A 26,340-nucleotide genomic window follows, 5' to 3' on the forward strand; every position below is an offset into this window, starting at 1 on the left:
CGCCGCTGCTTTTTCGTATTGATTTTTTTCTTAATTTGACAATCCGAAAAAAGCATCGGCTACGTTTAGTCTAAATTGAACTTTCAGTCCATTTTAGCCCGCACTTCGCCAATACTTTTTCCGTTATCTGTAATTGTCACCAGCTATGCGTCAAATACTTAATGTTTTAATAATTTTATGTAATTCTTTATTGTTTTCACAAACAATAAGTGAAAAAAGTCCTTATGAGTATTTGTTTGACGAGGAGCAGATTTTAATTACAAAAAATTGGAAAGATTATTTATCAACAATGAACTCAAATTCTAATGGAAAATGTTCATTTTGGATGCAAAATAAATTTCTAAAAAGTGATAATTGCAATCTTCTCTCAAGCCAAGGATTTTATAATCCTTCTTTGTTCAATTTACATTTTAGGAATCAAATTTTAGGCATTAGAAAAATTTCAAAATCAGAATATGAATTATCTTCAATTTTCTATTTTACTTCTGAAAAAAATGAATTAAACCCTTTTGCTATAACAAAAGTTTTAGTTTATAAAATTGATAACAATTATTTATTTTCTGATTATTTACTAAAATCAACATCAAATTGGGAAACAAAAAATACCGAAATGATAAATTATCATTTTCCAAAGAATTATGAATTTAACACTGATATTGCAAAAGAAGCAAATAATTATTTAAAAAAAATGTTTAATCTCTTTGAAATAAAATTAGATAAAAATATAGACTATTTTATTTCAGAAAATTGTTTTGATGTTTTTAGTAATTCAGGATTTGATTTTGTTCCAACAATGACTACACAAGAGAAATGTGCATTTTATGACACCTCAAATAATATTATTTACACAACCAAATTTTATCGTGAGTTCCATAGACATGAATTGATTCATGCAATAAACTCAAAATATCTTGATGCAAACTATTATTTACTTTCAGGTTTAAGTATTTATCATGATGGTGAAAATGCTTTGCAACAATATACTTTCAAAGAATTATTTCAACTTTTAGAAAATCATCAATTAATAGACAAAAATTATAGATTATCCATTAAAAATAGTTCCAATTTTGACAAAAATATTTCAACTGCTTATTTGACAGGCGCATTAATTATTGATGCAATTATTGAGAAAGGAGGTGTGAAATTTTTAAGAAAAGTATTGCATGAAATAAAAACAGAAGAAGATTTAATAACGTTTATTGAACAAAATTTGTTAAGAAAAAACGAATCAATAGAGAATTGGTTACAAAAAAGAGCAAAAGAAGTTCTAAAACGTAATTTTAAGTTTAAAATTGAATTATAAAAACAACTACAGATAACATATTCTATCTCAAAAAAATAAACCAATCAACTCACTTATCCACCTTTTGAATATCTTGTAGCATCCGTCTTACCACTTTACTTTTATCAAAATTTTCATAAAAGTAAAAACCAAGATGAAGGGAAAAGAGGACAAGGAAACCAAAAAATACCTGTGGCAACTCACCATTGACGAGTTTAAGGAACTGCAGAGAGAAGTAACCAAAGAAAAAACCTACGAATACGGCATCAAAGGTTTGGCTAAGATTTTAGGTTGTTCTCGTTCCAAAGCCTACCAAATCAAAGCATCGGGGATTTTAGATGATGCCATTATCCAAAATGGAAAAGTCATCGTCATTGATGTGGATAAAGCGCTTCAACTTTTTTCTGAAAACAATCCTACACAAAAATGACGAATGAAAAATTGTTTCAGCGGATTTGGAATCATTGCGATTTCGGATTATTGGGAACATCGACGGTCTCAATGTATTTCTATCTGTTGTGGCAATTGAAAAAAAATCAAGCAAAAGAATTTTCCGTTGCTGACACTCAAATTTCACGAGATTTGGGCATCAGCAGAAACACGGTAAGAATTTGCCGAGAAAAACTGAAAAGGGTAGGGCTTTTATATTTTGAAATCCCCAAAGGTGGTTCCGTGCAGTATAATTTTGAAAAAACAAATAATGCGAAAAATAGTGAAACCCAAAAAGAAAGTTTCCAAAAAGAGAAAATAATTCTAAAGAAACAAAAAGCAATCAAATCTTCAGAAAAGAAATTTCCAAAATCAGAAATTACGCCAACAATTGCAGAAACTCCAAAATTAGATTTAGAAATAAGCATTCCATCTTTGGATGAGTTTCTTTCATTTGCCAAAACCCTAGATTGCTACCAAGAAAATATGCAAAACGCTCTTGAAGAAAAATACAGAAATTGGCTAGAAAATGGTTGGAAAAACGCATTGGGAAAACCCATTACCAATTGGAAACTCTCGGTAAAAAACCTCATTCCTTATCTGCAAAATGCGCCTTCCAATTCCATTTCTCTACAAAAAGTTCCCAATATCACTCGTCCAAAAGAGTAAGATTTATCGGTTCTTTCCAATACTTCTTTCCGCTACTATGGATTGATTTTTCATTTTTTCACTTCCAAACAAAACTTCATTTTCCACCTTTCTTTCCGCCAAATTATCCACCAAAGAAACCTTTCTCGACCGTTCCTCATTTTCTTTCTGATATTGCAACACCAAGGCCGACTGAACTTCGGGAAGTTTTTCAATCTGTTCCTCAAATTCGGCAATTTTCTTTTCGGTAAGTTCGTTTTGGAGTTCTATTTCAGAGATATTCACGCCTTTTTTTGCGAGATGGTCAATGGTTTCCTGCAGTTCCTGTTTTGCTCGATTCACATTGTCTTCGTAATTATAGATATGGCGATTCCAAGTGCTGTCTTCACCTGCGTCTTTCGCCCATTGTTCTACTCTTTTCAAACTTGAGATGGCGTAGTCCAACTTTTCTTTTACTTTAGTATAATCCTCAAATTTTCGTAGGACAAAAGATTGGTCGGCGAAATATCGGTCTTTTTCATTTTGCAGTTTTTTCTTTAAAAGTTCAATTTCGATGTTCGCACGAGTTTCAGGTTTAGTGATGATGGCGGTTTTCAGTTCCTGTGTGTTCACATCGGAAACATCTACCACATTTGCTCCCTTTTTCATCGCTTCAAGATATCTCGCCTGTTTTGCCTGCAATTTTTGAAGCATAAAAACATCGATGCTGTCGTTGGTAAGCATATAATTGATGCGCACATTTTCCCATTGGTTTCCCTGTCTCCAAGCGCGACCTTCCACTTGCCGAAGCGAAGTAAAATTGTAGGGTAGGGAAAGCAGATACATATCCGAAGTTTTTTCCTGCAGATTCATTCCTTCCTGAATCGCCTCACTTCCGATAATCACCTTAATTTTCCCCGAATTAAAATCGTTCTGAATGTCAATCCGCTGATTTTTTGTGGTCGATCCCGTAATAATTCCGACTTCATTGGGTTTAAAACCGATTTCCGAAACCAAATATTCCTTCAATTTCGGAAATTCTGCAACCGCCAATTCGGAATAGATGATTTGTCCTGCATTCGGAACATCCTTTTTATTTTGGGAAATCAAATCCATCGTCAGTTTCAGTTTCGGTGAATTTTCGATAAATTCTTTTGTGGTGGGATTTTCATCTTCGTAATGAATCGAAAGATAGGGTGAAATCGCAATTAATCTCGCATTAAGGATATGTGTTAGAATCGCTCCCGGTTCCTTCTCCGAAAAAGAATCATTCAAAATTTCGTATTGTTCCTTCGTCAAATCATTTTGCTCAATTTTATACTCCTTATTGATTCGGTTAGGTCGCTTCAGTTCGGGATTGTCTTCTTCGCCCTTCAAATCAATAAACTCCGACAACAATTGCTGAAAAAGTGAATTATTCTTAAATCTTCGCACATTCGATTTGAATTTTACATCGCCTGTCGCACCGATTTCCATCTCGTTGTCGGCTTCCATAAAGGTTTCAAAGAAGTTGTTCACATTGAAATATCCGCTTTCCTCCAATCTTTTATTGGCGATAAGCGACAAAATAGAGTAGTATTCCAAAGGCTTATTCGTGAAAGGCGTCGCCGAAAGAAGCGAAACATTCCTGCCGTTATTTTTTTCCTGAATGTATTGACACGCCATCCAAGCATTGATTCCCAACCCCGATGTCCGCTGATTCTGATTTCTAAAATCCGAAGAAAATCTTCTGTCCTCAATCCTCACTTTCCCGACGATGTGATTGGCATTGTGCACTTCATCGAAAGTGATGTGGTCGAAACCGAAATCCTCCCAATCGTAAATTTTTCCGCGCCTCATTTTTCCTTCCACCTCTTTTTCTTTTTGAATCTCAATTTGCGAATCTCTTTCGCTGTTTTTTATGGATTTGAGTTCTGATTCGGTGATGTAAGAAAACTTGGACGCAAGTTGCTCCGTTGTTTCCCTTGAAAAACCAATATTGTTGAAACCTTCGTAAGTCACCAAAGTGATTTCCCCGTCCTTATTGTCGAAATGTGACAAATCGTAATCCCTTCCCAAGTTTCCCAAAACATTCAACTTCGCTTCGGGAATCGTTTCAAAAATGGTTTCCACCCATTGCTTCAGGATATTTGCATTGGGAACAACGATTAAAGGTCGTTTTGCATTTCCTCTTTGCATCGCTTCGTGCATCGAGATAATTCCCGAAAGTGTTTTCCCGAATCCCACTTCGTGCGCCAAAAGTCCGACACCTTTCGTGGTCAATCTTCCGACTCCGGCTCGCTGAACTTCGGTCAAGGAAAGCGGTTCTCCTTTGAAATTTTTATTGATTTTTGAAAACAAAGGGAACCGCGAATAATCCGGAACGTGGATATTGTTGAACTTTCTGTTGAATTCCGCCACAAAGCGATTTCGGGTTTCTTCGGAAAGTTCCTCTTTTACATATTTTCTAAAAAGGTCGTTTGCGGAATCCTTTCTTCTTTCCCGAATCAGCGCATTTCTTTCCTTGTCGCTTCCGGTTACATTTTCATTGTCTACAAAACTGCGCACTTCCCACGACGACGAACCCGCAAAAGCAGAAGCGGGCAACGAACTCACAAAAGTTTTGAAAGTTTCCGCCAAAGACGCATCCTCTTTTACGTTTTCCGTTTGTCTTGTGTTTGGATTCCATTTTTCCTTTTCCATTTTTCCCATTGAAAATTGATGGACAAATTCGTGGTTGGGACTGATAATGATGTCTTCCAAACTTTTGGGTTTAGGCAAAACACTTTCAAGGAGCGCTTTTTGTTTTTCATATTGGTTGTCCATACCGCCGACTGCATTTTTATCGGCAAAATCACGTTCCAATTGTTCCAATTTGGCGTAAATATTTCCTTCAGCATAATAGAAATCGTGCATCCATCGTCCTTCAAAATAATTGGCAAGTTCGTAATGTTTTCCTCTGTTGTTGAGTGTTCCGTCATATTCCGTATCGTGAAAAGCAGATAGCTGTTCGGGACTGATGTTGGAAGAATTTTGAAGCGCTGTATCAACGATTTCATCATTTTTAAAAAACTGATATTTCAGTATTCCTTTCTTGATTTCAGGTTTTGTTTGAATCTCATATTCGGAATTTCTTTCCTTTCTAGATTTGATGATGATTTCCGCTTTTTTCAGCAGTTCCGCAATCTGTTTTTGGTCAAAAATTTCGGGTTTCTCTGAAAGTTCAGACTTCAATTTTTCATACCGTAAAATCTCCGAAGTTATAAGCGATGACTTGAATTTGATGTGGTAAAGGTGCGCCAAAACGTCTTCCACTTTCGCTTTTGCCAAATCGATTTGAGCAGTTCGGTCAAAAACTTCTGCATTTTTTTCTTCTGCATCTTGCGTTTTTTTGTCCGAAACTCTTTCCTTTTTTTGCAAAGGTTTTGGTGGCGGTGAAATTTCTGCATCAAGGTCTTCAAAAAGATTTCCAATACGGACTTGCTTTTTGTTGTTTTGAAGTTGCTCAAGAATAGCGAGAGCGTCTTCCAAACTTCCGGAAACATATTCCTCAAGTTTTCCGAAGCGGTTGGTTTTTTCCTTGATGCTCCCCAAAATATGGGCTGAATTTTTCTCGAAATATTCGGAATAATCTCGGGACAATTTATCGGAAGTCTTTTTCAAAATCACGATATCCGTTCCGATTTTCGTTCCCGAAAAAGCACCTGCAGGCAATCGGTAGGCTTCAAGCAATTCGGCGGATTTCAATTTTTTCTGTCGGTTCATCCATCCCGAAGGAAGCACCATTGCTAAAATTCCATTTGGTTTCAAAGAATCTAAGGAACGCTTCACAAAATAGTCCTCGTATTTTGAGATTTTGCTCTCCTCGCCCAAACCTTTGTAGATGCCACGATGTTCTCCATAAGGCGGATTCCCGAGAACCAAGTCGTATTTTTCCGAAAAATTTTCAGGATTTTTTTTCGTGCCGTTCTCAAAAATAAATTCCGTCTCGAAAGAACGCAGATTGACGGTAATTTCCGGATGTAGGATTTTGGCAATTTTCGCAGAAGTTTCGTTGATTTCAAAAGAATTGACGGAAATGTTTTCGCTTAAATTTTTCGAGGCATTGATGAAATTACCCGTTCCAACACTCGGTTCAAGCACAGAAATATGGTCTTTTCCCGAAAAATGGTCTTTGATTAAATTTCGGACAGCTTCGACAATTTTGGTGTCCGTATAATATTCATCAAGAATTCCACGACCTTCCTTTAGCATTCCGCCGCTTTTGAACTGACGACAAATTTTTTTGAGTTCGTCGGTAATGTTCAGATGCTCTTTCAGATGAACTTCCTTATCATCCGAAACAAAACAAGTCGCGGAGACGATTTCCGCAACTTGTTCGTTGGTCAGTTTCTGATCTTTATGTTGTTCTAAAATTCGGTCTAATTCAGCAATTCCTGTCTTGTCGGCTATTCCGGATAACCGTCCGACCACGGAATTTTCTGCTCCTGCATTTTCTTGAGCATTTTTTGGTTGTGTTCCAAGTGCGGGTGTTCCCATTTTTCCTGCTCCTCGAAGATGGCTCCCGACTGCGCTTGTAAATCCATTTCTAGCATTTTCGCCGTCCATTTTTTGTCTGCTCTGCTGATGGTTTTGTTGCTCGGATTGGCTGATTTGCTCAGGTTTTCCAAGGTCTCGTTCAGGTGTTCTTCCTCCCAATTGGAGAGTTTGGGATATTGTTTCGGATTGAGGTTCAGTATTTCCATTTTGGCTGTGTTTTGAACATTCTAAATTAAGGCTTTTTTTCAGATTCTCCACCTTCTTTTGCAGATAATCGCTCAAATCGTTATGTCCCGTTTCTGATATTCCGTAAAGAAGTCGAACATCTTTTATTTTTAGGTCTTTCATTTCGGAAAGGATTTTTTTCGTGGCATAGTTTCCTGCTTCGTCGCCGTCAAGACAAAGAAAAATTTTCCCCTCAAAATCTTGGAAGGACTTGATGAACTTGTCCGAATTTACTACAGAATTGAGCGCCACCAAAGTTCTAGTGTTTTTCATCTGATTGTCCTTCTGCAGTTGCAGAAAAGAAAGCAAATCAGTCATTCCCTCAAAAACGATGACTTCATCTTTTCTTGTTCCTTCCACCACGGAAATGTCGCTTTTTCCTATTTTGGTCTTTATCATCGGGTTTCGCAGTTCGTAACCGCCGGAAAGGTTTTCGATACCCAATCCGAAATAGGATTTTCCGCTAGATTCATAATGAACCTGTTTGGTGTTTTCCGCAAGAATCTCCCTAGAAATCCCCCGATTTTTAAAATAATCGATAAGCGTCTCGTTATTGGGTGGAATGATGTTCACTATTTTAGGAGAGGAGTTCACCATAGTTGAATTATTCAAGGTTTTTGATGATTGTGGATTTGTGGAGATAGGATGGTTAAAGTGATTTGGAGAAAATTGTTTTAGATATTCCATTGCCTCCTTCCAACTTTTGTTCTCAAAATGCATCACGGCTTTAATGATTTCGCCACCTTCCTTGGTTTTGAAATCGAAATATTTTCTTTCATTCACCGAAAACTTGTTTTCAGGCGTGAGGAAATAGTGGTCTTTTCCCGATTTTCGGTCGTAACGCACGAGATTTCTTCGCGCCAAATCCTGAAAATAGTCCAACATGGAAAGACTTTCCGAAATCTGCCGTATTTCATCCTGAGAATATCTATTTTCCACTATTTCCTTTGGGTTGCAAAATGGTTGAACTCAAAGATTTCTTTCGCCTCGTTGTCCCAATTTTTTCTTGGAATCAGTTGCATCGACACAAAGACATCGTCTTTTTTGTTGTAGGAATCGATACGCTCAATTCTTCCCGAATAATCTTTCTCGGCGTGCCGATAAAGTGCATACGGCAAAATCGTGTCTGTTGGATAGACATAATACCTCGTGTAATTCCACGGCGAATTAATTTCGAAGCGTCTGAATTTCTTATTGAACAAGATGGTATCGCTCAAATTTCTGCGGTTTCTGTAATTGGGAATTGGGTCTTTCGAAAAGATGGCGCCCGCTTTTTTATCAAAAACCAAGGAAGGTTTCGTCTTCTTTGAAATTTCAGAAAGCAACAGATTTCCCGCAGGTTCCAATGGATAAAACACGGAATCTTTGATGAAGAATAGATGTCGGCTCATTTCGGGAATTTCGGGTTCGGGAACAATTTCCACGATGGAGTCTCCCAAATAATTTAACCTCGAAATCAGGAAACTCCTGCGATTTTCAAGGTTTTTGGAAGCACCGATATAGACATTGGAAATAATGTCGAGTCCGCCTTTTTTGGCGATGATTTCTTTTTTGCACGAAACAAAAGATAGTAGCACCGATAGCAGAATTATAATTTTCATAGCATTGATGGTTGTTAAAAGGCGGTAAACAACACCGTCATTTACCGCCGAAGATTAGATGTTGAAATGGTTTTTAGATTCCTCTTGAAATACTCTGCTGTTTCACCTGATTCTTTTCGGGACTCTCAACTTCCAAACCCTTCAAAGGCTTGTTGGTATTGATTCGGTTCATCTCGTTGTCGTACAGGTTGAGGTTTTTGTACTGCGGATTCAAAACGGCTTTTCCTTCCACGGTTTGGTTGTCGAGTGAAAATTTCACTTTCACGATGTTGCCTTTCTCCAAAGACTTGATGACGTTGTCTCTGTATTCCGGCTTGTCGAAAATCAGACCTGCCTTATCCACAATTTTCCCTGTGTCCACCCCGTAATTTTCGTTGTAGATTTCGAGTTTGTAGTTTCCATAGTCGTTTTTGGCCTCGTTGAATTTCAGTTTCACAAAGGCGGGAATCATCTCGTCGGTCTTGGTGTTTTTCAGTTCCGTTTTCACGGCTCTGCCTTCAAGAAGATTTACGGCTTCTTTTGCGGTAAAGGAATTTTCCTTGCCTACGCCGAAGTTGTGCGTGAATTTTTCGCCTTTGTCGTTGGTCAGTTCCGCCTGATAAGCGTTCAGGAAGATTCCGCCCTTTTCAGATTTGTTGAATTTAAGGGTAAAATCCACCTTGTTTTCGGGCAGGGTTTTGTCTGAAGTCGTCTTGATTTCAAACTGTCTTTCCTCGCCATTAATGGCGTTTTCCAAATCTTTGTGGAGTTTTTCTCCTTCCCCGAAACCTAGGTATTTCATTTGGTCTTTCAGGTACTGCGCAGTGTCGAATTCTTGTGTGCTCATAATGCTTGTTTTTGGGTTGTTAATAAAATTGTTTTGGTTGTCTTGATTTGTTATTTGTTGTAGGGAAGCAGATTTGGGAGCGGGATTCAGTCCATTTCTAAAATCATAAATCTGCATCCACTTTTTTTCCTTTTCGGAAAATTCGCGTTCTCCGTTCTTAAAGAATATCTCGGGGGAAGTGGTTTCCATTTCGGAGATAAAATCTTTATAGGCTTTGGTTTTGGGCGTGATGTACTTGTCAAAAAAGGTCAATTCGTAATGGCTTTGAACATCTTTCGGAATCTCCTTCTGATGAAAAATGCCATTAAATAATTCGAGTTCTTCGAGGATTTTCTTTACAAATTCTTCCGGTGGATTATGGGAAAGGTCGATTTCAAAGGTTATGTATTCCTCGTCAAAACCGCCGATTTCCTCATCCATATCGTCTTTAGTAACGCCAACCCAATCATCGTCGTCGCCATATTCTTTACACATAATGTCCTCCAAAATATCGTTCGCCAAAAGATATTCTGCTTCCGAGCGATTGACCTTGATATGGAATGCCTCACCTTGACGCTCCTCGGGAATATGCTTGAGAAATTTCTCCTCGTGATTTTCAGTCAAGGTATTTTCAACGACATTTTTTGATGAAAAATGGTTTTCCACCTCGTTCATCAGTTCATTCAGTGCGTATTGAGAAAGCCTGTCCAATAAAAAGGGCTGTTTTCCTTTGGCGATTCTCACCAAAAGAATCGGGTGTGTATCATACTGCGACATCGTCAAATCCAAGTATGCCTTCAGTTCTTCAGTCGAGTCAAAATCAAAAGGTTTTGGTACCACGGATTTGGCTTCTTCATTCGCATAAACCCCGATTTCCACGGTTATCTTTTCATTCGAGCCATATCGATTTCCCAATTCGCCGACCATCGGCTCCGCATTCAGATTATTCTTGCTAAACTTGTCCACGAGATGGTCATAGACATTGATTTTAGTCTTTTCATAAAGGGAATGAAAATTTCCGCTTTCCAATAAAATCGCGTCCAAAGCCGTGAATCCCATCAATTCTAGTTTTTCACGGTAATCTTTGTACATCTGCTCGTTCATATTATTTCCATAAAGTATGACTCCGGTTCCGGCGTGAATGGTCATCAATTCCGTCAGTTTCTCGAACTGTCGATGTTGCGGCAGAATGAACTTCCCCACGATGTCGTTTGCATTGTTCAGGATGATGGCTTCCGTTTTGTCCGACAATCCAAACTTTTGGCTTGAAATGTACGCGGCGCTATCTTCGGGACTGCTGATTTTGAACGGCTGATAATTGGCGGCAAAAATCTGCTTGTTGAAAGAAAAGGTGCTGACTTTTCCCTGCGGTTGGTTTTGCTCGGAAAGTTCCAATACACGGTCACTTCCCAACTCGCCATTGAAAACCAAATATTTTCCCGAACGAAGGTTGATGACGATGCCGTCTTCCACCTTGATTCCCGTATGGTCAAAAATATCGTGCAATCTTTGAAGCATCAGTCGGTCGTGTTTGCTAGAAATCAGCTGTCCACTTGGATGGTTGTGGACGAGCGTGATGCTTTCGGGCTGCATTTTGAAGACATTTCCTGTCAACAAGCGCAAATCCACCACCGTGGAAGTAATTCCGCCTGTCGAAAGATGCTGAACAAGGTAACTGTCGTCCTTGAATTTGTAGAGTGCAAAAGTGTGTTCCACCGCCTCGTCTTCAAGGGCGCGGAAAAGCCACGCCACATCGTTCACATCGGAAACTTTTGTTCCCGCTCGAAATGAAAGACTTTTATTTTCCGAAAACTGCCTCTCTACGAGCGCAAAATCATTGGCATAACCTTGATTGTCCTTTTCCCGTAGAATGGCGGAATTTGGGTAAGCATCATTTCTCCCGCTGAAAAGTTTGTACGGTAAAACTTTGCCTTCCGAAGTTTTGAGATATTTCGTCGCCTCGTCCGTTGGAAAGCGGAAATTCGTGTTCGGTCCATATTTGCTTTGATAATTAAAAAGGTCTATGTCCATCGCCATAAAAATTACCTGCGGAATCCTCTACGTTTTTCTTGTTCCTGTTCGATTTCTTGATCGTTTTCCTCGTCCTCGTGCTGCGATTTGGCTTCCCTTGCGGAATTCGCATCCTGATAAAGGTCGGGGTCGTTCACATCCAACCGTACTTCGGACTGCTGCTGTTTTTGCGCCTGTTTTGGATTTTGAGACACCTCGTTCACGGTATTGATTTCCTTGGACACGATATTGAGGTCGTTGATGATGTCCTTGGCGATTTCGGGATACTTGTCGATTTTTTCCTGCAGGAATTCTTTCAATTTCAGGAGTTCGTCCTTGTAGCGGTTGATTTCCTCGGAATCGTTTCGCCCCAAAATAGTCTTGGTCAGAACTTCAGCATTCAGAACCATATCGTACTCCTCCAACGATTTTGTGGATTCGTTGTAGAGGAAAGCCTTTTTAGCAATGTTCAAATTGGGGTTTTGTTCGTTCAGATTTTTCTCCGAAACATACTGTACCGAGTCTTTTTTGGATTGGTTTAAAATTTCGGAAAGGGAATGCTCCATTTGATAGACCTTTACCTCCAATTTGGAGTTGTTGTCGGTCAGTTGGAAGGTAATTCGGTCTTTTTCGTTGTCGGCGACAAGGATTTTTCCCTGCATAAACTCGATAATGTCGTTTGCGTTCAGTCTTTTCGAGAACGAATTGTCGGCTTCGATGATGCCGAATTTTTTTAGGTCGTCTGTTGGTAGTGGGTTAGTGTTCATAATGTTGTGCGATTAATTGTTTTGCTTGAATGAGTTCGTTCAGAAAATTCAGGGGATTGATGAATTTTCCAAATTCCTTCACGGAAAAATGCAGGTGCGGTCCGGTTGAGTTTCCCGAGTTTCCGCTTTTGCCGATGACGAATCCCGCCTTTACCACTTCTCCCGCTTTATAATATTTTTCGGAGAGGTGCAGATAGGCGGTCTCGAAACGGTTGTGGTGCAGGACTTTGATGTAGTTTCCGCCACCTTTGGTGTCCCATCCCGATTCGGTAATGATGCCGTCCATCACGGCAAAAACATTTTCGTATCGAGCCTTGATGTCGATGCCGTTGTGGAATTTTTGTCCGCCAAAAATTGGATGGAAGCGGTTTCCAAAAGCCGAACTCAAGTTGAGTGCATTTTTCACGGGCATCATAATCTTGTTCGGGGAAAGAACATTTTCTTCCTTTGGTTTTAAGGATTTTTGCAATCCCGATTTTTCCACAGAAAGATTTCTTTTAAGGATTTGGATAAGGGAATCTTCCACGCGTTTGATGTCTAATTGATGTGGAATAGGCTTTACCTTGTTCATTTCCAAAATCATCTTTTTCAGAGAATCAAGTTCCTTAAGCAAGACTTTCTTTGAAGAATTCTTCAGCAAAAAATTTCCCTTTTCAGAAACTCTTGTTTCATTGGTTTTAGAATTAGTTTGCTTGCCTGAATTTTCAATAAATTCAGGTTTGTTTTCTTCCATTTTCTTCACAAAAGTCACAGTGTTGAATTGTGCCTTTATCGAAAATTGAATGAGCACGGTAAAAAGTAGGATGTATCGTTTCATTTTGGTCAGTTTAAGATTTTCAGGGCGTCGATGATGAGTTCCACCTCCTTGTTGATTCTTCGGAAATTGGTCATCAGCACTTCCTCTTTTCGGTTTTTTCCCGTTTTGTCCGTGAAATTGTAGTAGGTCGGCATTTTCACATAGTTCTGTTCCTCGTGTTTAATCTTCTCCATATCGAGGTTGATTTTCCCGCTGATTGCCGAAGATTTGTATTCCGAGTTGTCGTTTTCCTCGCTTTGGGCAATCATTCCGACCATTTCTCCGGTGCGGAGTGCGGCGATTTTTCCTGCAGGAATCATATTGTCCATCTTTTCGTTGATACTCGTGGTGGTTCCCTGTTGCGAGATACTCTGCGAATAGGTTTTCTGCTTTATTTTTCCGAATAGTTTTTCGAGCCATTCCAAGGTGTTCTTATCCCTTGCAGAACCTGAAAGGATGTTCCCGACGATGGCGGAAATGGTGTCTGCGACTTCTTTTTTGTAAAACTGTCGGAGTTGCGGAATTTCCTGAAGTCCCAAAAGCACGGCAATCTTGTTGCTTCTTGCGGTTGCCACCACATTGTCGATTTTGTGGATGTAGATGGTTGGGAACTCGTCGGCAATAATTCCGCCGGGAAGATTTCCCTTGTTGTTAATCAAGGTCAAAGTTCTGTTTAAGACGGAAGAGTAAAGGGCTGAGTTGATGTCCTGTGTTCCGGGATTGGAAGCCAAAATCATTATCGACGGATTTTCGCTGTTGGTAATCTTCAGTTCCACTTCGTCGCCTGAAAACACCCAAAAACTTTCCTTGGTCGCCAATCTTGAGAGGAAGATTTTCAAGGTTCCGACCTGTCCCTCCAATTGGTCGAATGCCTTGTTGTCATATGCCGTCTTGAAGGGAGAAAGAAGCGAGGACAGTTCCTCGTGAGTAAAGAGCGTCTCGAATATTTCCTCGTAACTCTTGTTCATAAAAGCCAAAAGATGGGGCAGTGTGGAAAATTTTCCGTTCTCGTAAGTTGCAAAAAAGTAGATGCACGAGGATAAAAAATTAATTGCTGATTGCGTAAAAAACTGCTCCGAACCGCCACCTGCACTTGCACCACCTTTTTGCAGTGCTGAAACCATCGCTTCCGCCATTTCCTGTGCTTCCGCCAAAGTTCGGATGTATTCCTTTTTAAAGGGATTCACTCGTTTCGAGCCTTCCACCTCGTTCAGATTGATGATGTTGAATTGATGTTGATATCCTCCATCATTGGATTTCTTCAAAAGATAGTGGTAGTACGCAATCTGTGAAAGGTCGGGAAACTTGAAATCATAGATACACAGCGAGAAACCTTTGGCGACCATCTGTCGGATTGCGGGATTGATGACGCCGAACGATTTTCCCGAGCCGGGCGTTCCGATGACCATCGTTCCACGAAACGGATTGAGGTTGATCCATCCCTTGTGCGTCATCTTTTGGTAGCGGAACAAATAGGGCAGGTTCACCGACGTGTCGGTTTCCGCCAATTCTGTGTTTTGAGCAAAACTTTCCTCCTCCACATTCCATCGGTCTTTCCCCATTTTCTGCTGCATGTATTTCGAGATGCTGTCGGCACCCATCTGTGCAATCATCGCTCCCAAAAGGGAAAGCAGGGCGTATCCGATTTGGAAGACGTTCATTCCGGGCAGGATGTTTGGGATGGATCTGTCGTCGGTAAGAGGAATGAGGAAGAGTGAGCCGACCATCATTCCGACACCGAAAATAATCGGCAGGATGATGGATTTCACGATGTTCAAATCCTGTTTCTTCTTCGCCTTGGTTCCCGCCGCTACGATGGCGATTAAAATCAGTGTCGAAATTTTGGCGTTGATGGGCGGGGAGAAAATCCCCATCTTGGCAAATCCCTCCAACAGTTTTGAAAGCACGGGAACATTGGCGTGTAGGAAAAACAACGTGATGCATTCCATCGCCACGACGGCATAGACCAATTTTTGGAAGAATCCGTAAATCTTGATTTGGTGCTGCTGTTCCTGCATTATGGGTATCTGTTTTCAATAATGGTGTTGATGTCGTTCAAAGAGATGTCGATGTGGCACAGCGAGGCAAATTCCCGCAGGAAAAGGATGATGTCCGTAAAATGTTCCTTGGAAATCTTGTCGTAATACACCTTTACGCCGTAAAGCGGCTTAATCAATTGGACGGCTTTTTCAAATTTTTCGGAATCTGTAGCGGAGATTTCAAATCGCTTTCTGAATTGAAGCCAATCGTAAACGTAGAAAAAGCGGATGCAGAAATATTTTTCGTCAAACAGGCTAATGAATTCCTTTTGAAACTTCATGATGCTTGCCTCGTTGACGGTGTCGTTGAATTCGTCAACAAATCTCGGGTTGTCGGTTTTCGGGGTCATAAGTCCGTCGAGGTTCAGATTTAGAAAAAGTGTTTTCAGTTTGTTGGTGGTTTTGGTAGCCATAATTTTTGATTTTAAATGATTAAAAAGTGTCTGCGTTCAGGATGTCGGAATACTTGATTCCCATCTCAATAGTTCTTCCCGAAAGTTGTTCCTCCACGAAGCGTATTTTCAGAATCTTGCTGTTCGGATAGGTAAACTTCTTGAAGACATAGATGTTCCGGTAGTTTTTCTTGAAACCTTTCTGCGACTGAAATCGGTAAATCGGTTTCATTTCGATGCTTTGGTTGTTGGTTGCCTTGTAGATTTTCTTGTCCTCCACGGAAAACTTGACGTCGTCAATTTGGTAACTCATATTCGACTTGTTGGCGATATTGATGTCGAGAAAGATGTAGTCGCCAACCACGTACACATTGTTGAGTTGCAGGGAAAGTTTCAGTTCGTTCACCGTCCTCAAAGGCGTTTTGTAGGTTTTTTCGATGATGTTTTTCGAAAATCGGTGGAGTTCCGTGTTGGAAAAAGCCTGTTTCGGAAATTCCAAGGGCTGCATATCCTCCGGCTGAATTTGGATGTTGGTCTGCACATTGATTCGGTCGCTCGATCCAAAAAGAACGCGGTATTGCGCCATAAACGATTGTCCCACTACGGTTACCACGCCGACTTCCTCGCTCGACTTCATTATTTTTTTGTTGAACTGTTTCGAGGAAATCGAATCTTTCGGAGCGGGATTGATTTTAATTCTCGCAATATTTTCAGCGGGAAGGTCGCCCACCAAAAAATCCGAGGACAAGTCCACAAACTGAATCGGTTCGGGGGAGATGATGTGCACGTTCACGCCTTCGCCCATGTCAAGTTCGGGAAGTTGGGTGATGCGGATTTCGGGTGTGGAAGTTTGGGCAAAAACGCTTGCCGAAAATAAAAAGGAGAGGATGGTGTAAAAAAAGGGCTTCATAATGTTAAGGTTGATTGGTATTTTGTTTAAGGTCTTTTTCATTAATTAAAAAGATGTAGGAATTGTACTTGAGTTTGGCTTTGTTGGTTCTAATCAGGTTTGCCGCGGTTTGTGAGGCGGAACGGAACGCTCCCGACAAAAGACTCGTGTAAAATCCCTTGCCTTCGGAATCGATGTTCGTTCCCTGCACGGAATTGCTTCCAAGCTCTCGCAACATTTCACGGAAGGTGCTGTTCGGAACATAAAGTCCCTGCATTCCGTCGGTATCGTAAACGGTTAAATTGATGGGTAGGATTTCGCCACTGCGCATTACGGAAACCACGTTCAGGTTCACCCGCTGCAAAGAAAATCCCGAAATCTGACCATAAAGCAGGGTTCCCTTCGGCAGTTTTTGTCCGCCTGCGAAGACATCCTCCAACAATCGCAACCGTATCCTGCTGCCTAGAAATCCGGTCAGGTTTTCATCTATGACGGCTTTCACAAAGTTGCCCTCCTTTTCACGGTAGATGGAATTGAAGCCGTTGTGGATATTGGATTTTGCGACATAATAGGTGGAATTGAGAAAGGCGTCCATCTTTTCCTTATTCTTCTTCAGCAGTTCCTGCGCCTTTAATTGCGCCTGAAATTCGGGGTCTCTTGATTTTTCCAAGGAATCGAGCACGAGCATTTGCTGACGCATCATCTTTACCGGATCCAACGCTTTTGAATCCTCAGCAGATGGAGAGGTGTTCTTTGCTAAATTCTGCGCATTATTTGAACTTCCGCTCGAACCTTCTTGGTTCAACATTCGGATGATGTCCTTGGAACGCTGAAAGTCTCCGTCGTCGGAAGTTTTCGGTGTGTAGTAAGAGTTTTGTCCCTGATTTCCCTTTTCCGAAATCTGACTTTTTCTCGACTCGTTCAGGGAATCGATATAGCGTTTCTGTCGGTATTCCAAATTGTCGCTGAATTGATTCAGGCTGTCATTTTCCTGTTGCAGTCCGTCCAACATCGTCCTGCCGTCGGTTTTCGAGAATAATTTGTCGTAGGCGTCGTTTTTGGAGAGGATAGAGTCCTGCGTTTCGCCGAGCGATACCGAAAGTTCCTGCTGTGGCGGTTTCTTCGCATCATCACTTCCCATAAACTTGCTTCCTTGAAATCCTAAAAACAGGATAAAGGGCAGTGCGATGAGCGGAAGGATGTATTTCTGCTGTTTAAGGTTTATTTTTTTAAAGTCCATTTTTTAATTTTTCATATTGGTTATAGAGGTACTCAATCCTGATGCTGTCGGTTTTCGACAAAGACTGCTGCGAACCTTTCGCTTTAAAGGCCGAAAGTTCGCCCACGATTTTTTCCATCGATTTCTCTTTCGCCTCCTGATTTTGCTTTACCTTGTCGCTTTTGGTGTACAAACTTGGAATTGCGCTTCCCAAGGTTACTTTAGGTGGAAAGAAGCAGTATTGCAGGATGGAGAAAATCAGTGAGAGGATGAGTACCGCCATCGCATAAAAGAACACTTTTCGGGGTTGGGAGATTATTCGTTCCTTCAGCACCCCGTATTTTTTGATGATGTTTTCTTGCATGTTAATAGGAGAATTTGGGTTGGTTGGAGATTTCTGAATTGTCGATGATGCGCCAATCTTTCAGCAGCACACCGTGCGGATTGTTCGGACTTCGGACGATGTCCTCGAAACGACCTTCGGTAAAGAGTTTTCTCACGATGAGTGCCGTTTTTCTGTTGATCATCTGTTTGCCGAAATACATGAACTTCCTTTCGTTGGAATTGATTTGGATGGAGTCTGTGGTAACCGTCACCATCGAGTTCGAGGAAATCAGTTGGTTGTAGAATCCCTTTTCACGAAGGTTGGTGTATTCTTTTTTTCCCGTATCGTCAATCAGGTATAGCGATTTCTCGATATTGTCCTTGATGTATTGGTCATCGGGAGCAAGGGTAAAAAACAGTCGGTGGAAGAGTTCCACCTGCGAACGGTATTCCACCGGACGGTTCAGCAGTTCGTCGGTCTGCTTTACCAAAACCGGAACGCCGTTATCCAAAACATAGAGCGATTTTCTCGATTCCTTGATAAGTTGGTAGGCGAATCCGAATCCCGCCAAAACCATGAACAGGGACACCGTCAAAGCCGTGATGGAGACCGCCTTGTTAATCCTTATTTTTTCTTCAATACTTTTTATCAGCATAGTTTTTAGTTTTTATCGTAAAGCCTTGATTGATTTTCCCATTTCACCCGCAGTCTTGGCGGCAGATACTGCGATTGCCTTTCCTCCCGTTGCCGCAGAAGCCGCAGCGGTTTTACCCATGCTCATCACTTTGGCTGCCGCACTCTTTCCTTTGGTCATGATTCCCGCACCTCCCGCAGAAACGATGGAGTCTGCAATGGTCGGGTCATCAGTACGCCGATTCCCGTTACGATGTACGCGACGCAGGGGAAAAGTACAGTGTGAATCATCCCGTTATTAGAAATGTAGGCAGCGAGCATATTGAGGTCGGTCACGGTTCCGTTGTTCAAAAGCAGGTCGTAGCGTTCTATTTCAAGTTGATAGCCCGAGATAATCAGTTGCTGACCGATGTTGATAATGGTGTAGGAAACGAAGGTGTAGAGATTGATGTTGATGAATTTCGCCACCCAATTTTGAAAGGAACTCTCAAATCCCGGAATCAGCGAAAGACCGACGGCGACAGGACCGAGCACAATCAACACATAACTCCAAATTTTTTGTATAAAGAAGATAAAGTAGGTACAGACCCGCAAAATCGTCAGCGAAACCGCCTCCAACACTTCCGAAATAAGTTTCTGAAATTGGAAATCCATCCTAATCATCCACTCCTGAATCGGCGTGAAAAGTTTGCTCATTCCCTCGATGATTCGGTCACCGAATCCTTTGTCCTCGTTGATTTGAAGTTCCTTCTGTTTGGCTTCCTCCTCGGCTTTCTGCTTAATCAGGAACTCCAACAATTGGGTCTGCTTTTCAAATCTTTTGACGCGGATGTCGTTTGCCTGTTTTTCAATCGATAAAAAAATGTCCTTGGAAGGTTGCGCCAATTTCTGCAACGGATATTGAATCATTTGGTAGAAACTCACCCAATGCAGGAGAATCATCCCGATGATGATGGGTCTAATCATCGGCGTCACTTCCCAAGGTCTCGCTCCTTCCTGCATTTGGAATCCGAGGTATCCGAGATACATCAACGCTCCCAAACCGCCGATGGTTCTTCCGAGCATACTCGCTGCAATCGCGTTGCTTTGGATGTCGGTGTCCAATTGAGTGAAGACCTCCATATACCATCGTTCAAATGCGCCGTCACCTTTCAGAAACTGCAATAAACTGTTGACGCTGTTGTTGGTCTGCGCAAATCCCATTACGGGAACCAGGAGCGCCATAAGGCAAAGCACGTTTAAAATTGTTTTGCTATTCATCTTAAAATTGGTGTTTGTAGTGGTTCATCACTTCCTGTGCGATTTCCTTGTCGGTTTTGAAATTTTTCGTTCCGAATAGGTTTGTAGTATTTTTTAGGTCTTGAAGGATCTTGTGATAATCCATATACAGTCCGCCTTTTAGGTCGTGGCTTCGGATTTCGGACGAAAATTTTCGCCATCCGATCAAAGTTTCGTGGTACATCAGGAAGCGTTTCCCTCTCGGCATATCCACCGTTCTTGAAATATTGTACTTGTCTTTAAGCAAATCCAATTTTTCTTTCAGGAGACTAATTCCACCCGTAGAAAGCAAAGTCTGATAGACTTCGGGTTTTTGAAATCCCCACTCCAAATAATTTTGAGGGTTGTCGGGAAATTCACGTAGCGGTTTCAGCATCCTGTTGTAGTAGAGCAACCAAAGCGGGTCTGCGCTGACTGTGGCTGAAGTCCAATGCGCAAAATCTTGAACGCTTCTTTTGTGGATGGTGTCGGTTTCCATCTTGATGCGTTCCGTCTCCTTTCTTTGCAGTTCGAGTTCGCCGAATCGTTGGGTTTCCAATCCTGTCGGCTTTAGCGGTCGGATATCGGGACCGTCCTTATAGTCACGGTTTCTAGACGGTGCCCATATTCCCCAAATTGTGGCGTAGGCGAAATTGGTCTGAATCCCGAGCAAATATTTTGGATAGGGTCTCCAATCGCCCCATCCCTCGAAAACCATCCTTTTCTGTTGTGCCACGATGGAAGGGTCGTTCAGTCGTTTGACGGTAAATTGTGCCTTCAGATTTTCAGAGAAAATCATTGCAATAAGGGCAATGAGGAAGGCGAAGTTTGTTTTAGTATGCATAATGATTCATTAAAAAAGGTTTCTGTATTTGGTGAGGATGTCCTGAACCAAAATCCTGTCGAGATTGATATAGTCTTGTAGGACGGGAATTTGATAGAGGTAGGGTCTGTTTTTGGCGGTCTTCAGGATGATGTTGATGTACAAAATCCAACCGTCGATGGCTCTTGCGCGCGCCAACATTTTTTCGATAAGCAGGTCGCGGTCGTAGGCGTTCATCAGAAAATCCTTGTTCTCGTTCATAATGTCGGAAACCATTTCCTGCTTCAGCAGGACGGATTCCCGAATGATTTGGTTGTAGTATTTGGTCAGCAGAATGGCGTATTCGGGATTTTGTGCGCTGAGTTGCATCATTTCCTGAGAATGGGTGAGGATGTCGCCCAAATATTTATAAAAATACACGAGCTGTTTCCCGTTTCTGATGGAGGAATTGATGTTCGAAAGTTTGTCGTAGATAAACTCGTGGATGGCGACCACCTGAATCATTTTTTGGTTCGCCTGCTCGTAGAGTTTTCTTTGCTTTTCGTAGGAATCGAGGTAGGCCTGATTGCTTGCCAAACGGACACCCTGATTTTTGGTGAGCTGCGCCAACAGTTTGTCGTTGATCACGATGAAGCTCGTGTCTTGTGCCTGAAACAGACAAAATCCCGAAAAAAACAATGCGGTCAAAAGAATCTTTTTCATTTTTAAAAAGTGTTTATTCCGTTAATAATGCTCTGAACCACCTGTCGGTCTCGGTTGACATAATATTCCAACAAAGCCTTCTTGTATTCGATTTTTCTTCGTAGTTCCCGAATCAGGAAAAGGGTGTAGTAGGATTCGCTCTCAAGCCGTTTCACTTCCTCAAGGGCGTAATCCAACAAAACTTTCCGTTCGGCTTTCTCCATTTGGTTGATGGCGCCGTAGGAAACCACGATGCCCGCCAAAAGCCTTACCACCATCTGCAGATCGTCCGCAAACTGAATCTGTCCCGGCAACGCCACGATGAGTGCATAAGGAGCGGTTTGCAGTTCCTCGATAATCAAGAGTTCGTTGTTTCGGATTCTTGCCGCTTCCTGCGTGATTGCGTAACCCGTGGGAATGGACTGCATCGCAAAATCTACAAAACGGAGCCGGTCCTGAATCTTCACCGTCGTTTCCCGAAGTTTCGTCCACTGCTTCTTGTTTTGGTTTTCGGTGGCGAGATTCAGCGTCTGTTTGTTCTTCATCTCCTTTTGCCGACCGTTTTCCTCCATCGTGTGGCGGATTTCCAAATTCATCATCGGAAAGGAGACATTTTCCTGCTGCCACGACGGCGTGGAACCGCCACTGCTCGAAGTCAGAAGCGAATGTGCCGCAATCAGCACCGCCGAAAGATAGAATTTGGCTTTCATCAGAAATTGTGCTTGTATTTAATCATGATATTTTCCACGATGGTCTTGTCGGTGTTGATGTAGCCCTGAAAAGGATTGATGGCTTTCAGAAAGCCGAGGCGTTTGGCGCGTTCGATGGTCATCATGATGGTCAGGAGCCAAATCTTCAATGTTTTCACCTTTTCAGAAATACTGAATAGAAGTCGGTAACGGTCTCCTGCTGTGGCGAGGTTGAGTTCCCCCGATTTCATCAGTTCCGAAACATCGGTGCTCATTGCAAGGACGCTCTCATAAGTTTCCTTGGTGGCTTTAACACCGAAAATGGCGTATTCGGGAGCATCACTCACCAAGGTTGAAATCTGCGAGGAATAGTTGGCGCAATCCTGTAAATCGGAATAGATTTCTTTTACCTGAATACCGTTTTGAAGCGTTCCCGAAACTTCACGAAGCCCTTTCAGAATTTTGTTCTGAATATCGTTGGCTACCACCATTTGAGCACCGACCCAAGTTTGTGCCTGTTGCAGTTTGTTCTGCTGCTCGATGGTTTTCTGCTGCTCCGATTTTAGATTTTCGGAATAGAGAATCAGCGCTGCCGTCGTGGTCGGGTCGATGTAGGTGTTTTGGGCGGAAATGAATCCGATTCCAAAAAGGGCGGTCAAAATTTTAAACTTTTTCATGATGCAAATCGTTTTGTTGAATTAATTCTTCAAAAGTCAGTTCGGAATACTCCATCATTTCTGTGATTTTCTTGAACACGTTCTGATCTTTGAACTGTGATTTCATTTTTTGGTAAAAGGAGGTCGCCTTTTTGTCCAAAGGTTTTTTGTAGAGATTCACGAGGGAAACCATAGTACCCAAATCGTTGTTGAAAGCCATCACATCTTTCACAAATTTTTTGAGCGCGTCGTCGTAACTTCCGCTTTCCTTGGCGTAATATTCTATGGCGGACTTTTCGGGTTTTTCGGTAGTGTAGGTGAGATATTGTTCTAGAGAAACCTCGTTTCCGTAAACTTCGCCTCTCGAACCCCGCTTCATATAAAATTCCTTGAATCGGCTTCTTCCGAATTTGTTGTTCAGGTTGTTGATGGTAAAAATTTTGTTCTGTTCCACCTTGTTCAGCGAGAGGAGCGATGCGATTCGGTCAAAATTGTCCTTGAACTTGGTTTGGTCCAACAAAATGAAGGTGTCCGAATTATTGATAATGGAATCCTTTACCACTGCATTTCCGATGATGTCGTCCAATTCCTGTGTCACCACTACGGCTTCGCCCCAAAACTTTCTCACCGTTTTATAGAGATAAAGAATGTAGCCTCCCATCAGTTTTGAGGCAATCGCCTTCCATGCTTCCTCGATAATCAGGGCTTTTCTTCGGTCTTTTCGCAACCTCATTTTCTGAATAAAAGTGTCCATGATGATGAGCGTCACGATGGGGAAGAGTTTCGGGTTGTCCTTCACATTGTCGATTTCAAACACGATGAAAGGTTCATCAAATAGAGTGTTATCTGCACTTTCGTTCAAAGTTGTTCCGTATCTTCCACCTTTGTAGAAATCCTTCAGAACAAACAAAAAGGTTCGCAGGTTGAATTCCTTTTCACCAATTTTGTGCTTTTTATTGTTCAAAAAGACAGGAAGAAATTTCTCGCAGTATTCATAAAACCCATTAAAAGAAAGTTCTTTTACAGCGAGTTTTTCCTCAAGACCGCCAATTTTTTTGATGAGCGTCTTTCGGTAGGCGTCATTCCATTCCTGCGAGGATTCGGGACGCTTTATAAGGTCTCTCGTTTTGGTCAGAACCAATTGCGACTCGTTGTAGGTTTTTCGTCTTTCCTCGTCAGTCAAAGTTTCATACGCTTCAAAAATTCGGTAGAACATCTCGCTATCGTAATCGGGGTTTCCGATGTTGGAATCGGGATGGTAATAACGGATGAGTTTTCTTCCCGTTTCCTTAATTTCTTTGGTCGAGGCATCAAATGGAAGTCCCAACAAATCGTAAAAAGTCTTGGCATCCTGAAAATCCTTTTCAAACTCGGACTCGATGTCCGCCTCGTCGATATTGTATTTTTTGAGGTAGAGCATCAGTTCGTCGGAATCCTTGTGTTCAAACCAATTCGTTCCCGCATTGAAATATTGGTGGTAATACGACATCAGCACATTGTCCAAGATGGATTTTTGGGTATTGCTCATTGTTGCGTCCGCTCCCTGCCAAATCAAAAAAATGAGGTTGGTCAAAAACTCTATTTTCTCGATGTTGAATTCCTCCTTGTTCATCAGGAAAGGATTCATCGTAATAGGTTTTTCCTCGGTGTACTGAATATATCTTCCGCCTTTATAACTGCAAGTTCCGGAGTAGGAATCTCCAGTGTCCACGATAATCACGTCGTAATTGTAGGTGAGATACTGCTCCACGATATTGTTCATCAAGAAAGATTTCCCGCTTCCCGAAGGTCCCAAAACAAACTTGTTCCGATTGTTGATTCGTCCCGTCTTCATCGGCAAATCGGCGGGATCCACGCGAAGCGGAACGCCCTGTCTGTCGGTAAATCTCAAATGAAAATTCGAATTTTCACTCATTGGGTAACTTTCTTTAAAAAAAAAACATAACGCAGCCTCGCTCGTCGTGGTAAATAAATCGTAGTCTTTCAGTTCGACCGCATTTCCGGGAAGGCAACATCGGAAGAGTTCCAATTGGTTAAAGGCGTTCTTGGAAATGTTGATGCCCTTGGTGAACAGTTTGCTCTCAATCAGCGACTGTGTTTCCTCCATTCTGTCGAGTGAGTCGGCGGAATAGACGATGGAGAAATGCGCGTCCACAATCAGTTGACCATCAACCGTCACATTGTGCAGGAGTTCGTCGATTTCGGCAGCGACAATCGCATTCGACGGTGCGCTGTTTGCAACGCCTTCGTGCTTTTTCTTCTTCTTTTCCAAATCGCGCTGTCGTTGGGTTTGGATGGGAATCGAGATAATTTGGTTGTAGATGATGGTGTTGTAGTCCTCCAACTCGTTGATGAAGGAGAAATTATCCACCGCCGTATCGGAAGAGGCGTTGTTTCCGCCCAAAAGCGAGTAGGGTTCAATTTCGGAGGGAAGTTCGATGCGTTCCACATCCACATAGGAAATGGTTTTCACAAACTGTTTTCCAATGCGCAGAAACTCGTTATTGGAGTAGATATTGTCGAAGACTTGATTCTTAACGAAATTCATCGAGAGACTTCCACCGACATAATATTCAAAATCTTTCTCCCGTAAAAATTTCGGTTCGCAGTGGTATTGGGAGAGAAGCATAAAAATCTTCTGACAACGGTCGCGCAAGTCTTTGTAGTTTTTTTCCGAGAAGGAATACGAGGTCTTTTTTTTCTGTTGGTCGAGGATGTCGGTAAAGAGTAAAATGGTGTCAATACTCTTAAAGATTCTTCCCTCGAAATGTTCGGAATATTTTTGCTGCAGGAACTGATTGGACGGTTCCGCCGAATACTGCCTTTTGGAAAAAATGTCAAGTTTTTGGAGTAAATGTCCCTCTCCCAAAGTCGCCACGATTTGGTTTAAAAGCGTGTGATACTGCAGATAAAGGTCGGGATCGGCAGAATATTGCTCCACCATATTTTTGATTTTGATTCCGATGACGGGATTTCCGAACTTTCCGACCATCACGTCAAAATTCCAATCGTGTTTGTTGCCGTGGTCATAGCCGATGAACGGGATGTCCATTTCAATTTTTTTCTTTTTCATTGTTTTGCTCATTAAGGTTGAAGCGTTTTGGGAAAATGTGGATCTGCTCGTGGTTTTTGGTCTTGTTGTAGAGTCCTTTTCTATCCTGAATTTTGTAAATCATATAGATTCCGCTTCCGGCGAGGATCAATCCCAACACGGTTCCGAAAATCCCGATGAGTGAGGAGAAGATGGCGGCGCAAAAAAGTCCACCGACTGCCGTTCCCATCGCATAGTAGATGTACTTGTCCTTCAGTCCGAAAAAGACAAGGGGTTTTTTAAGCCCCTTGTAAAGAAAAAAGCCCATTACATTCCGAAGAAGGCGCCGACGAATTGTGGAACAATCACCAAGAAAAGACAGGCTCCCGCCCAACCAACAATTTCCTTGTTGATGTCTTGGTCTCCATTCGTCCACTTGTTGTAGATTCTCACACCGCCAATCAGTCCGACTACGGCACCAATCGCCTGAATAATCAGTTTGATGGGTTCCCAATAGGAACGGATAGAGGTGTTCGCTCCGGCAAGTGCGCCTGCTCCTCCGGCTTGTGCGAGTAGTGGTGCAACCGCCAAAAACAGTAGTCCTGCGGTCAGCATTTTTCCAAACAATTTTCTTTTGTTCATTTTT

23 protein-coding genes are annotated in these 26,340 nt (G+C 41.8%); 3 read left to right on the forward strand and 20 right to left on the reverse strand.

Going from position 1 to position 26,340, the window contains the following annotated elements:
- Window positions 1-133: 133 nt before the first annotated feature.
- The 3 genes from CKV81_RS12715 to CKV81_RS13400 all read left to right on the forward strand — a co-directional run bounded on the left by CKV81_RS12715 (window position 134) and on the right by CKV81_RS13400 (window position 2,380).
- Window positions 134-1,303, forward strand: a complete 1,170-nt coding sequence (locus CKV81_RS12715) for a hypothetical protein (RefSeq protein ID WP_157727436.1) — start codon at window positions 134-136, stop codon at window positions 1,301-1,303.
- Window positions 1,304-1,436: 133 nt separating this feature from the next.
- Window positions 1,437-1,712 (forward strand): DUF3853 family protein, encoded by a 276-nt coding sequence (locus CKV81_RS12720; protein ID WP_095073842.1) that lies wholly within the window; start codon window positions 1,437-1,439, stop codon window positions 1,710-1,712.
- A 242-nt stretch (window positions 1,713-1,954) separates the two neighbouring features.
- Window positions 1,955-2,380, forward strand: coding sequence for a ribonuclease H family protein (locus CKV81_RS13400; protein ID WP_157727438.1), 426 nt, complete (start codon window positions 1,955-1,957; stop codon window positions 2,378-2,380).
- Between the two features lie 3 nt (window positions 2,381-2,383).
- Here the strand turns inward: CKV81_RS13400 and CKV81_RS12730 are convergent, their stop codons facing one another.
- The 20 genes from CKV81_RS12730 to CKV81_RS12820 all read right to left on the reverse strand — a co-directional run bounded on the left by CKV81_RS12730 (window position 2,384) and on the right by CKV81_RS12820 (window position 26,336).
- On the reverse strand, window positions 2,384-7,966 hold the full coding sequence (locus CKV81_RS12730) for an Eco57I restriction-modification methylase domain-containing protein (RefSeq protein ID WP_095074540.1): 5,583 nt from the start codon (window positions 7,964-7,966) through the stop codon (window positions 2,384-2,386).
- Between the two features lie 53 nt (window positions 7,967-8,019).
- A complete protein-coding gene (locus tag CKV81_RS12735; protein ID WP_095073846.1) occupies window positions 8,020-8,682 on the reverse strand; it encodes a hypothetical protein in 663 nt (220 codons plus the stop codon).
- A gap of 73 nt (window positions 8,683-8,755) precedes the next feature.
- Window positions 8,756-11,518: a JAB domain-containing protein gene (locus CKV81_RS12740; protein ID WP_169842775.1), complete on the reverse strand. Its 2,763-nt coding sequence runs from the start codon at window positions 11,516-11,518 to the stop codon at window positions 8,756-8,758.
- Window positions 11,519-11,529: 11 nt separating this feature from the next.
- Window positions 11,530-12,264 (reverse strand): hypothetical protein, encoded by a 735-nt coding sequence (locus CKV81_RS12745; RefSeq protein ID WP_095073850.1) that lies wholly within the window; start codon window positions 12,262-12,264, stop codon window positions 11,530-11,532.
- A complete protein-coding gene (locus CKV81_RS12750) occupies window positions 12,254-13,081 on the reverse strand; it encodes a M23 family metallopeptidase (protein WP_095073853.1) in 828 nt (275 codons plus the stop codon). The genes CKV81_RS12745 and CKV81_RS12750 overlap by 11 nt, the downstream gene beginning before the upstream one ends.
- A gap of 5 nt (window positions 13,082-13,086) precedes the next feature.
- Window positions 13,087-15,078: a type IV secretion system DNA-binding domain-containing protein gene (locus CKV81_RS12755; RefSeq protein ID WP_095073857.1), complete on the reverse strand. Its 1,992-nt coding sequence runs from the start codon at window positions 15,076-15,078 to the stop codon at window positions 13,087-13,089.
- On the reverse strand, window positions 15,078-15,512 hold the full coding sequence (locus CKV81_RS12760; protein WP_095073859.1) for a hypothetical protein: 435 nt from the start codon (window positions 15,510-15,512) through the stop codon (window positions 15,078-15,080). Before CKV81_RS12760 ends, CKV81_RS12755 begins: the two co-directional genes overlap by 1 nt.
- 19 nt (window positions 15,513-15,531) lie before the next feature.
- Entirely contained in the window at window positions 15,532-16,401 is an 870-nt protein-coding gene (locus CKV81_RS12765) for a DUF4138 domain-containing protein (RefSeq protein WP_095074542.1), read from the reverse strand.
- Window positions 16,402-16,405: 4 nt separating this feature from the next.
- Window positions 16,406-17,620, reverse strand: coding sequence for a conjugative transposon protein TraM (locus tag CKV81_RS12770; protein ID WP_095073861.1), 1,215 nt, complete (start codon window positions 17,618-17,620; stop codon window positions 16,406-16,408).
- Entirely contained in the window at window positions 17,610-17,963 is a 354-nt protein-coding gene (locus tag CKV81_RS12775) for a hypothetical protein (protein WP_095073863.1), read from the reverse strand. Before CKV81_RS12775 ends, CKV81_RS12770 begins: the two co-directional genes overlap by 11 nt.
- A 1-nt stretch (window position 17,964) precedes the next feature.
- Window positions 17,965-18,579, reverse strand: coding sequence for a conjugative transposon protein TraK (gene traK, locus CKV81_RS12780; RefSeq protein ID WP_095073865.1), 615 nt, complete (start codon window positions 18,577-18,579; stop codon window positions 17,965-17,967).
- A 12-nt stretch (window positions 18,580-18,591) separates the two neighbouring features.
- On the reverse strand, window positions 18,592-18,738 hold the full coding sequence (locus CKV81_RS13640; RefSeq protein ID WP_258454380.1) for a hypothetical protein: 147 nt from the start codon (window positions 18,736-18,738) through the stop codon (window positions 18,592-18,594).
- Window positions 18,735-19,817, reverse strand: a complete 1,083-nt coding sequence (locus CKV81_RS12785) for a hypothetical protein (protein ID WP_258454381.1) — start codon at window positions 19,815-19,817, stop codon at window positions 18,735-18,737. The genes CKV81_RS13640 and CKV81_RS12785 overlap by 4 nt, the downstream gene beginning before the upstream one ends.
- 1 nt (window position 19,818) lies before the next feature.
- A complete protein-coding gene (locus tag CKV81_RS12790; protein ID WP_258454382.1) occupies window positions 19,819-20,658 on the reverse strand; it encodes a hypothetical protein in 840 nt (279 codons plus the stop codon).
- 9 nt (window positions 20,659-20,667) lie between these two features.
- A complete protein-coding gene (locus tag CKV81_RS12795) occupies window positions 20,668-21,339 on the reverse strand; it encodes a hypothetical protein (RefSeq protein WP_095073868.1) in 672 nt (223 codons plus the stop codon).
- Window positions 21,340-21,341: 2 nt separating this feature from the next.
- Window positions 21,342-22,028, reverse strand: coding sequence for a hypothetical protein (locus CKV81_RS12800; protein ID WP_095073870.1), 687 nt, complete (start codon window positions 22,026-22,028; stop codon window positions 21,342-21,344).
- A complete protein-coding gene (locus tag CKV81_RS12805) occupies window positions 22,028-22,684 on the reverse strand; it encodes a hypothetical protein (protein WP_095073872.1) in 657 nt (218 codons plus the stop codon). The genes CKV81_RS12800 and CKV81_RS12805 overlap by 1 nt, the downstream gene beginning before the upstream one ends.
- Window positions 22,671-25,736 (reverse strand): TraG family conjugative transposon ATPase, encoded by a 3,066-nt coding sequence (locus tag CKV81_RS12810; protein ID WP_095073874.1) that lies wholly within the window; start codon window positions 25,734-25,736, stop codon window positions 22,671-22,673. Before CKV81_RS12810 ends, CKV81_RS12805 begins: the two co-directional genes overlap by 14 nt.
- Entirely contained in the window at window positions 25,717-26,022 is a 306-nt protein-coding gene (locus CKV81_RS12815) for a DUF4133 domain-containing protein (protein WP_095073876.1), read from the reverse strand. Before CKV81_RS12815 ends, CKV81_RS12810 begins: the two co-directional genes overlap by 20 nt.
- The gene (locus CKV81_RS12820) at window positions 26,022-26,336 is read right to left on the reverse strand and encodes a DUF4134 domain-containing protein (protein WP_095074545.1); all 315 of its coding nucleotides are present in this window, start codon (window positions 26,334-26,336) and stop codon (window positions 26,022-26,024) included. The genes CKV81_RS12815 and CKV81_RS12820 overlap by 1 nt, the downstream gene beginning before the upstream one ends.
- Window positions 26,337-26,340: the final 4 nt, after the last annotated feature.

Source organism: Chryseobacterium taklimakanense (assembly GCF_900187185.1).
In the GTDB taxonomy this organism is placed as follows: domain Bacteria; phylum Bacteroidota; class Bacteroidia; order Flavobacteriales; family Weeksellaceae; genus Planobacterium; species Planobacterium taklimakanense.

Excerpts from the sequence above, each read along its gene's own strand:
- CKV81_RS12720 (WP_095073842.1), top strand. The coding sequence starts at position 1,437 with ATGAAGGGAAAAGAGGACAAGGAAACCAAAAAATACCTGTGGCAACTC.
- CKV81_RS12730 (WP_095074540.1), bottom strand. The coding sequence starts at position 7,966 with ATGTTGGACTATTTTCAGGATTTGGCGCGAAGAAATCTCGTGCGTTAC.
- CKV81_RS12735 (WP_095073846.1), bottom strand. The coding sequence starts at position 8,682 with ATGAAAATTATAATTCTGCTATCGGTGCTACTATCTTTTGTTTCGTGC.
- CKV81_RS12740 (WP_169842775.1), bottom strand. The coding sequence starts at position 11,518 with ATGGACATAGACCTTTTTAATTATCAAAGCAAATATGGACCGAACACG.
- CKV81_RS12745 (WP_095073850.1), bottom strand. The coding sequence starts at position 12,264 with ATGAACACTAACCCACTACCAACAGACGACCTAAAAAAATTCGGCATC.
- CKV81_RS12750 (WP_095073853.1), bottom strand. The coding sequence starts at position 13,081 with ATGAAACGATACATCCTACTTTTTACCGTGCTCATTCAATTTTCGATA.
- CKV81_RS12755 (WP_095073857.1), bottom strand. The coding sequence starts at position 15,078 with ATGCAGGAACAGCAGCACCAAATCAAGATTTACGGATTCTTCCAAAAA.
- CKV81_RS12760 (WP_095073859.1), bottom strand. The coding sequence starts at position 15,512 with ATGGCTACCAAAACCACCAACAAACTGAAAACACTTTTTCTAAATCTG.
- CKV81_RS12765 (WP_095074542.1), bottom strand. The coding sequence starts at position 16,401 with ATGAAGCCCTTTTTTTACACCATCCTCTCCTTTTTATTTTCGGCAAGC.
- CKV81_RS12770 (WP_095073861.1), bottom strand. The coding sequence starts at position 17,620 with ATGGACTTTAAAAAAATAAACCTTAAACAGCAGAAATACATCCTTCCG.
- CKV81_RS12775 (WP_095073863.1), bottom strand. The coding sequence starts at position 17,963 with ATGCAAGAAAACATCATCAAAAAATACGGGGTGCTGAAGGAACGAATA.
- traK (WP_095073865.1), bottom strand. The coding sequence starts at position 18,579 with ATGCTGATAAAAAGTATTGAAGAAAAAATAAGGATTAACAAGGCGGTC.
- CKV81_RS13640 (WP_258454380.1), bottom strand. The coding sequence starts at position 18,738 with ATGACCAAAGGAAAGAGTGCGGCAGCCAAAGTGATGAGCATGGGTAAA.
- CKV81_RS12785 (WP_258454381.1), bottom strand. The coding sequence starts at position 19,817 with ATGAATAGCAAAACAATTTTAAACGTGCTTTGCCTTATGGCGCTCCTG.
- CKV81_RS12790 (WP_258454382.1), bottom strand. The coding sequence starts at position 20,658 with ATGCATACTAAAACAAACTTCGCCTTCCTCATTGCCCTTATTGCAATG.
- CKV81_RS12795 (WP_095073868.1), bottom strand. The coding sequence starts at position 21,339 with ATGAAAAAGATTCTTTTGACCGCATTGTTTTTTTCGGGATTTTGTCTG.
- CKV81_RS12800 (WP_095073870.1), bottom strand. The coding sequence starts at position 22,028 with ATGAAAGCCAAATTCTATCTTTCGGCGGTGCTGATTGCGGCACATTCG.
- CKV81_RS12805 (WP_095073872.1), bottom strand. The coding sequence starts at position 22,684 with ATGAAAAAGTTTAAAATTTTGACCGCCCTTTTTGGAATCGGATTCATT.
- CKV81_RS12810 (WP_095073874.1), bottom strand. The coding sequence starts at position 25,736 with ATGAAAAAGAAAAAAATTGAAATGGACATCCCGTTCATCGGCTATGAC.
- CKV81_RS12815 (WP_095073876.1), bottom strand. The coding sequence starts at position 26,022 with ATGGGCTTTTTTCTTTACAAGGGGCTTAAAAAACCCCTTGTCTTTTTC.
- CKV81_RS12820 (WP_095074545.1), bottom strand. The coding sequence starts at position 26,336 with ATGAACAAAAGAAAATTGTTTGGAAAAATGCTGACCGCAGGACTACTG.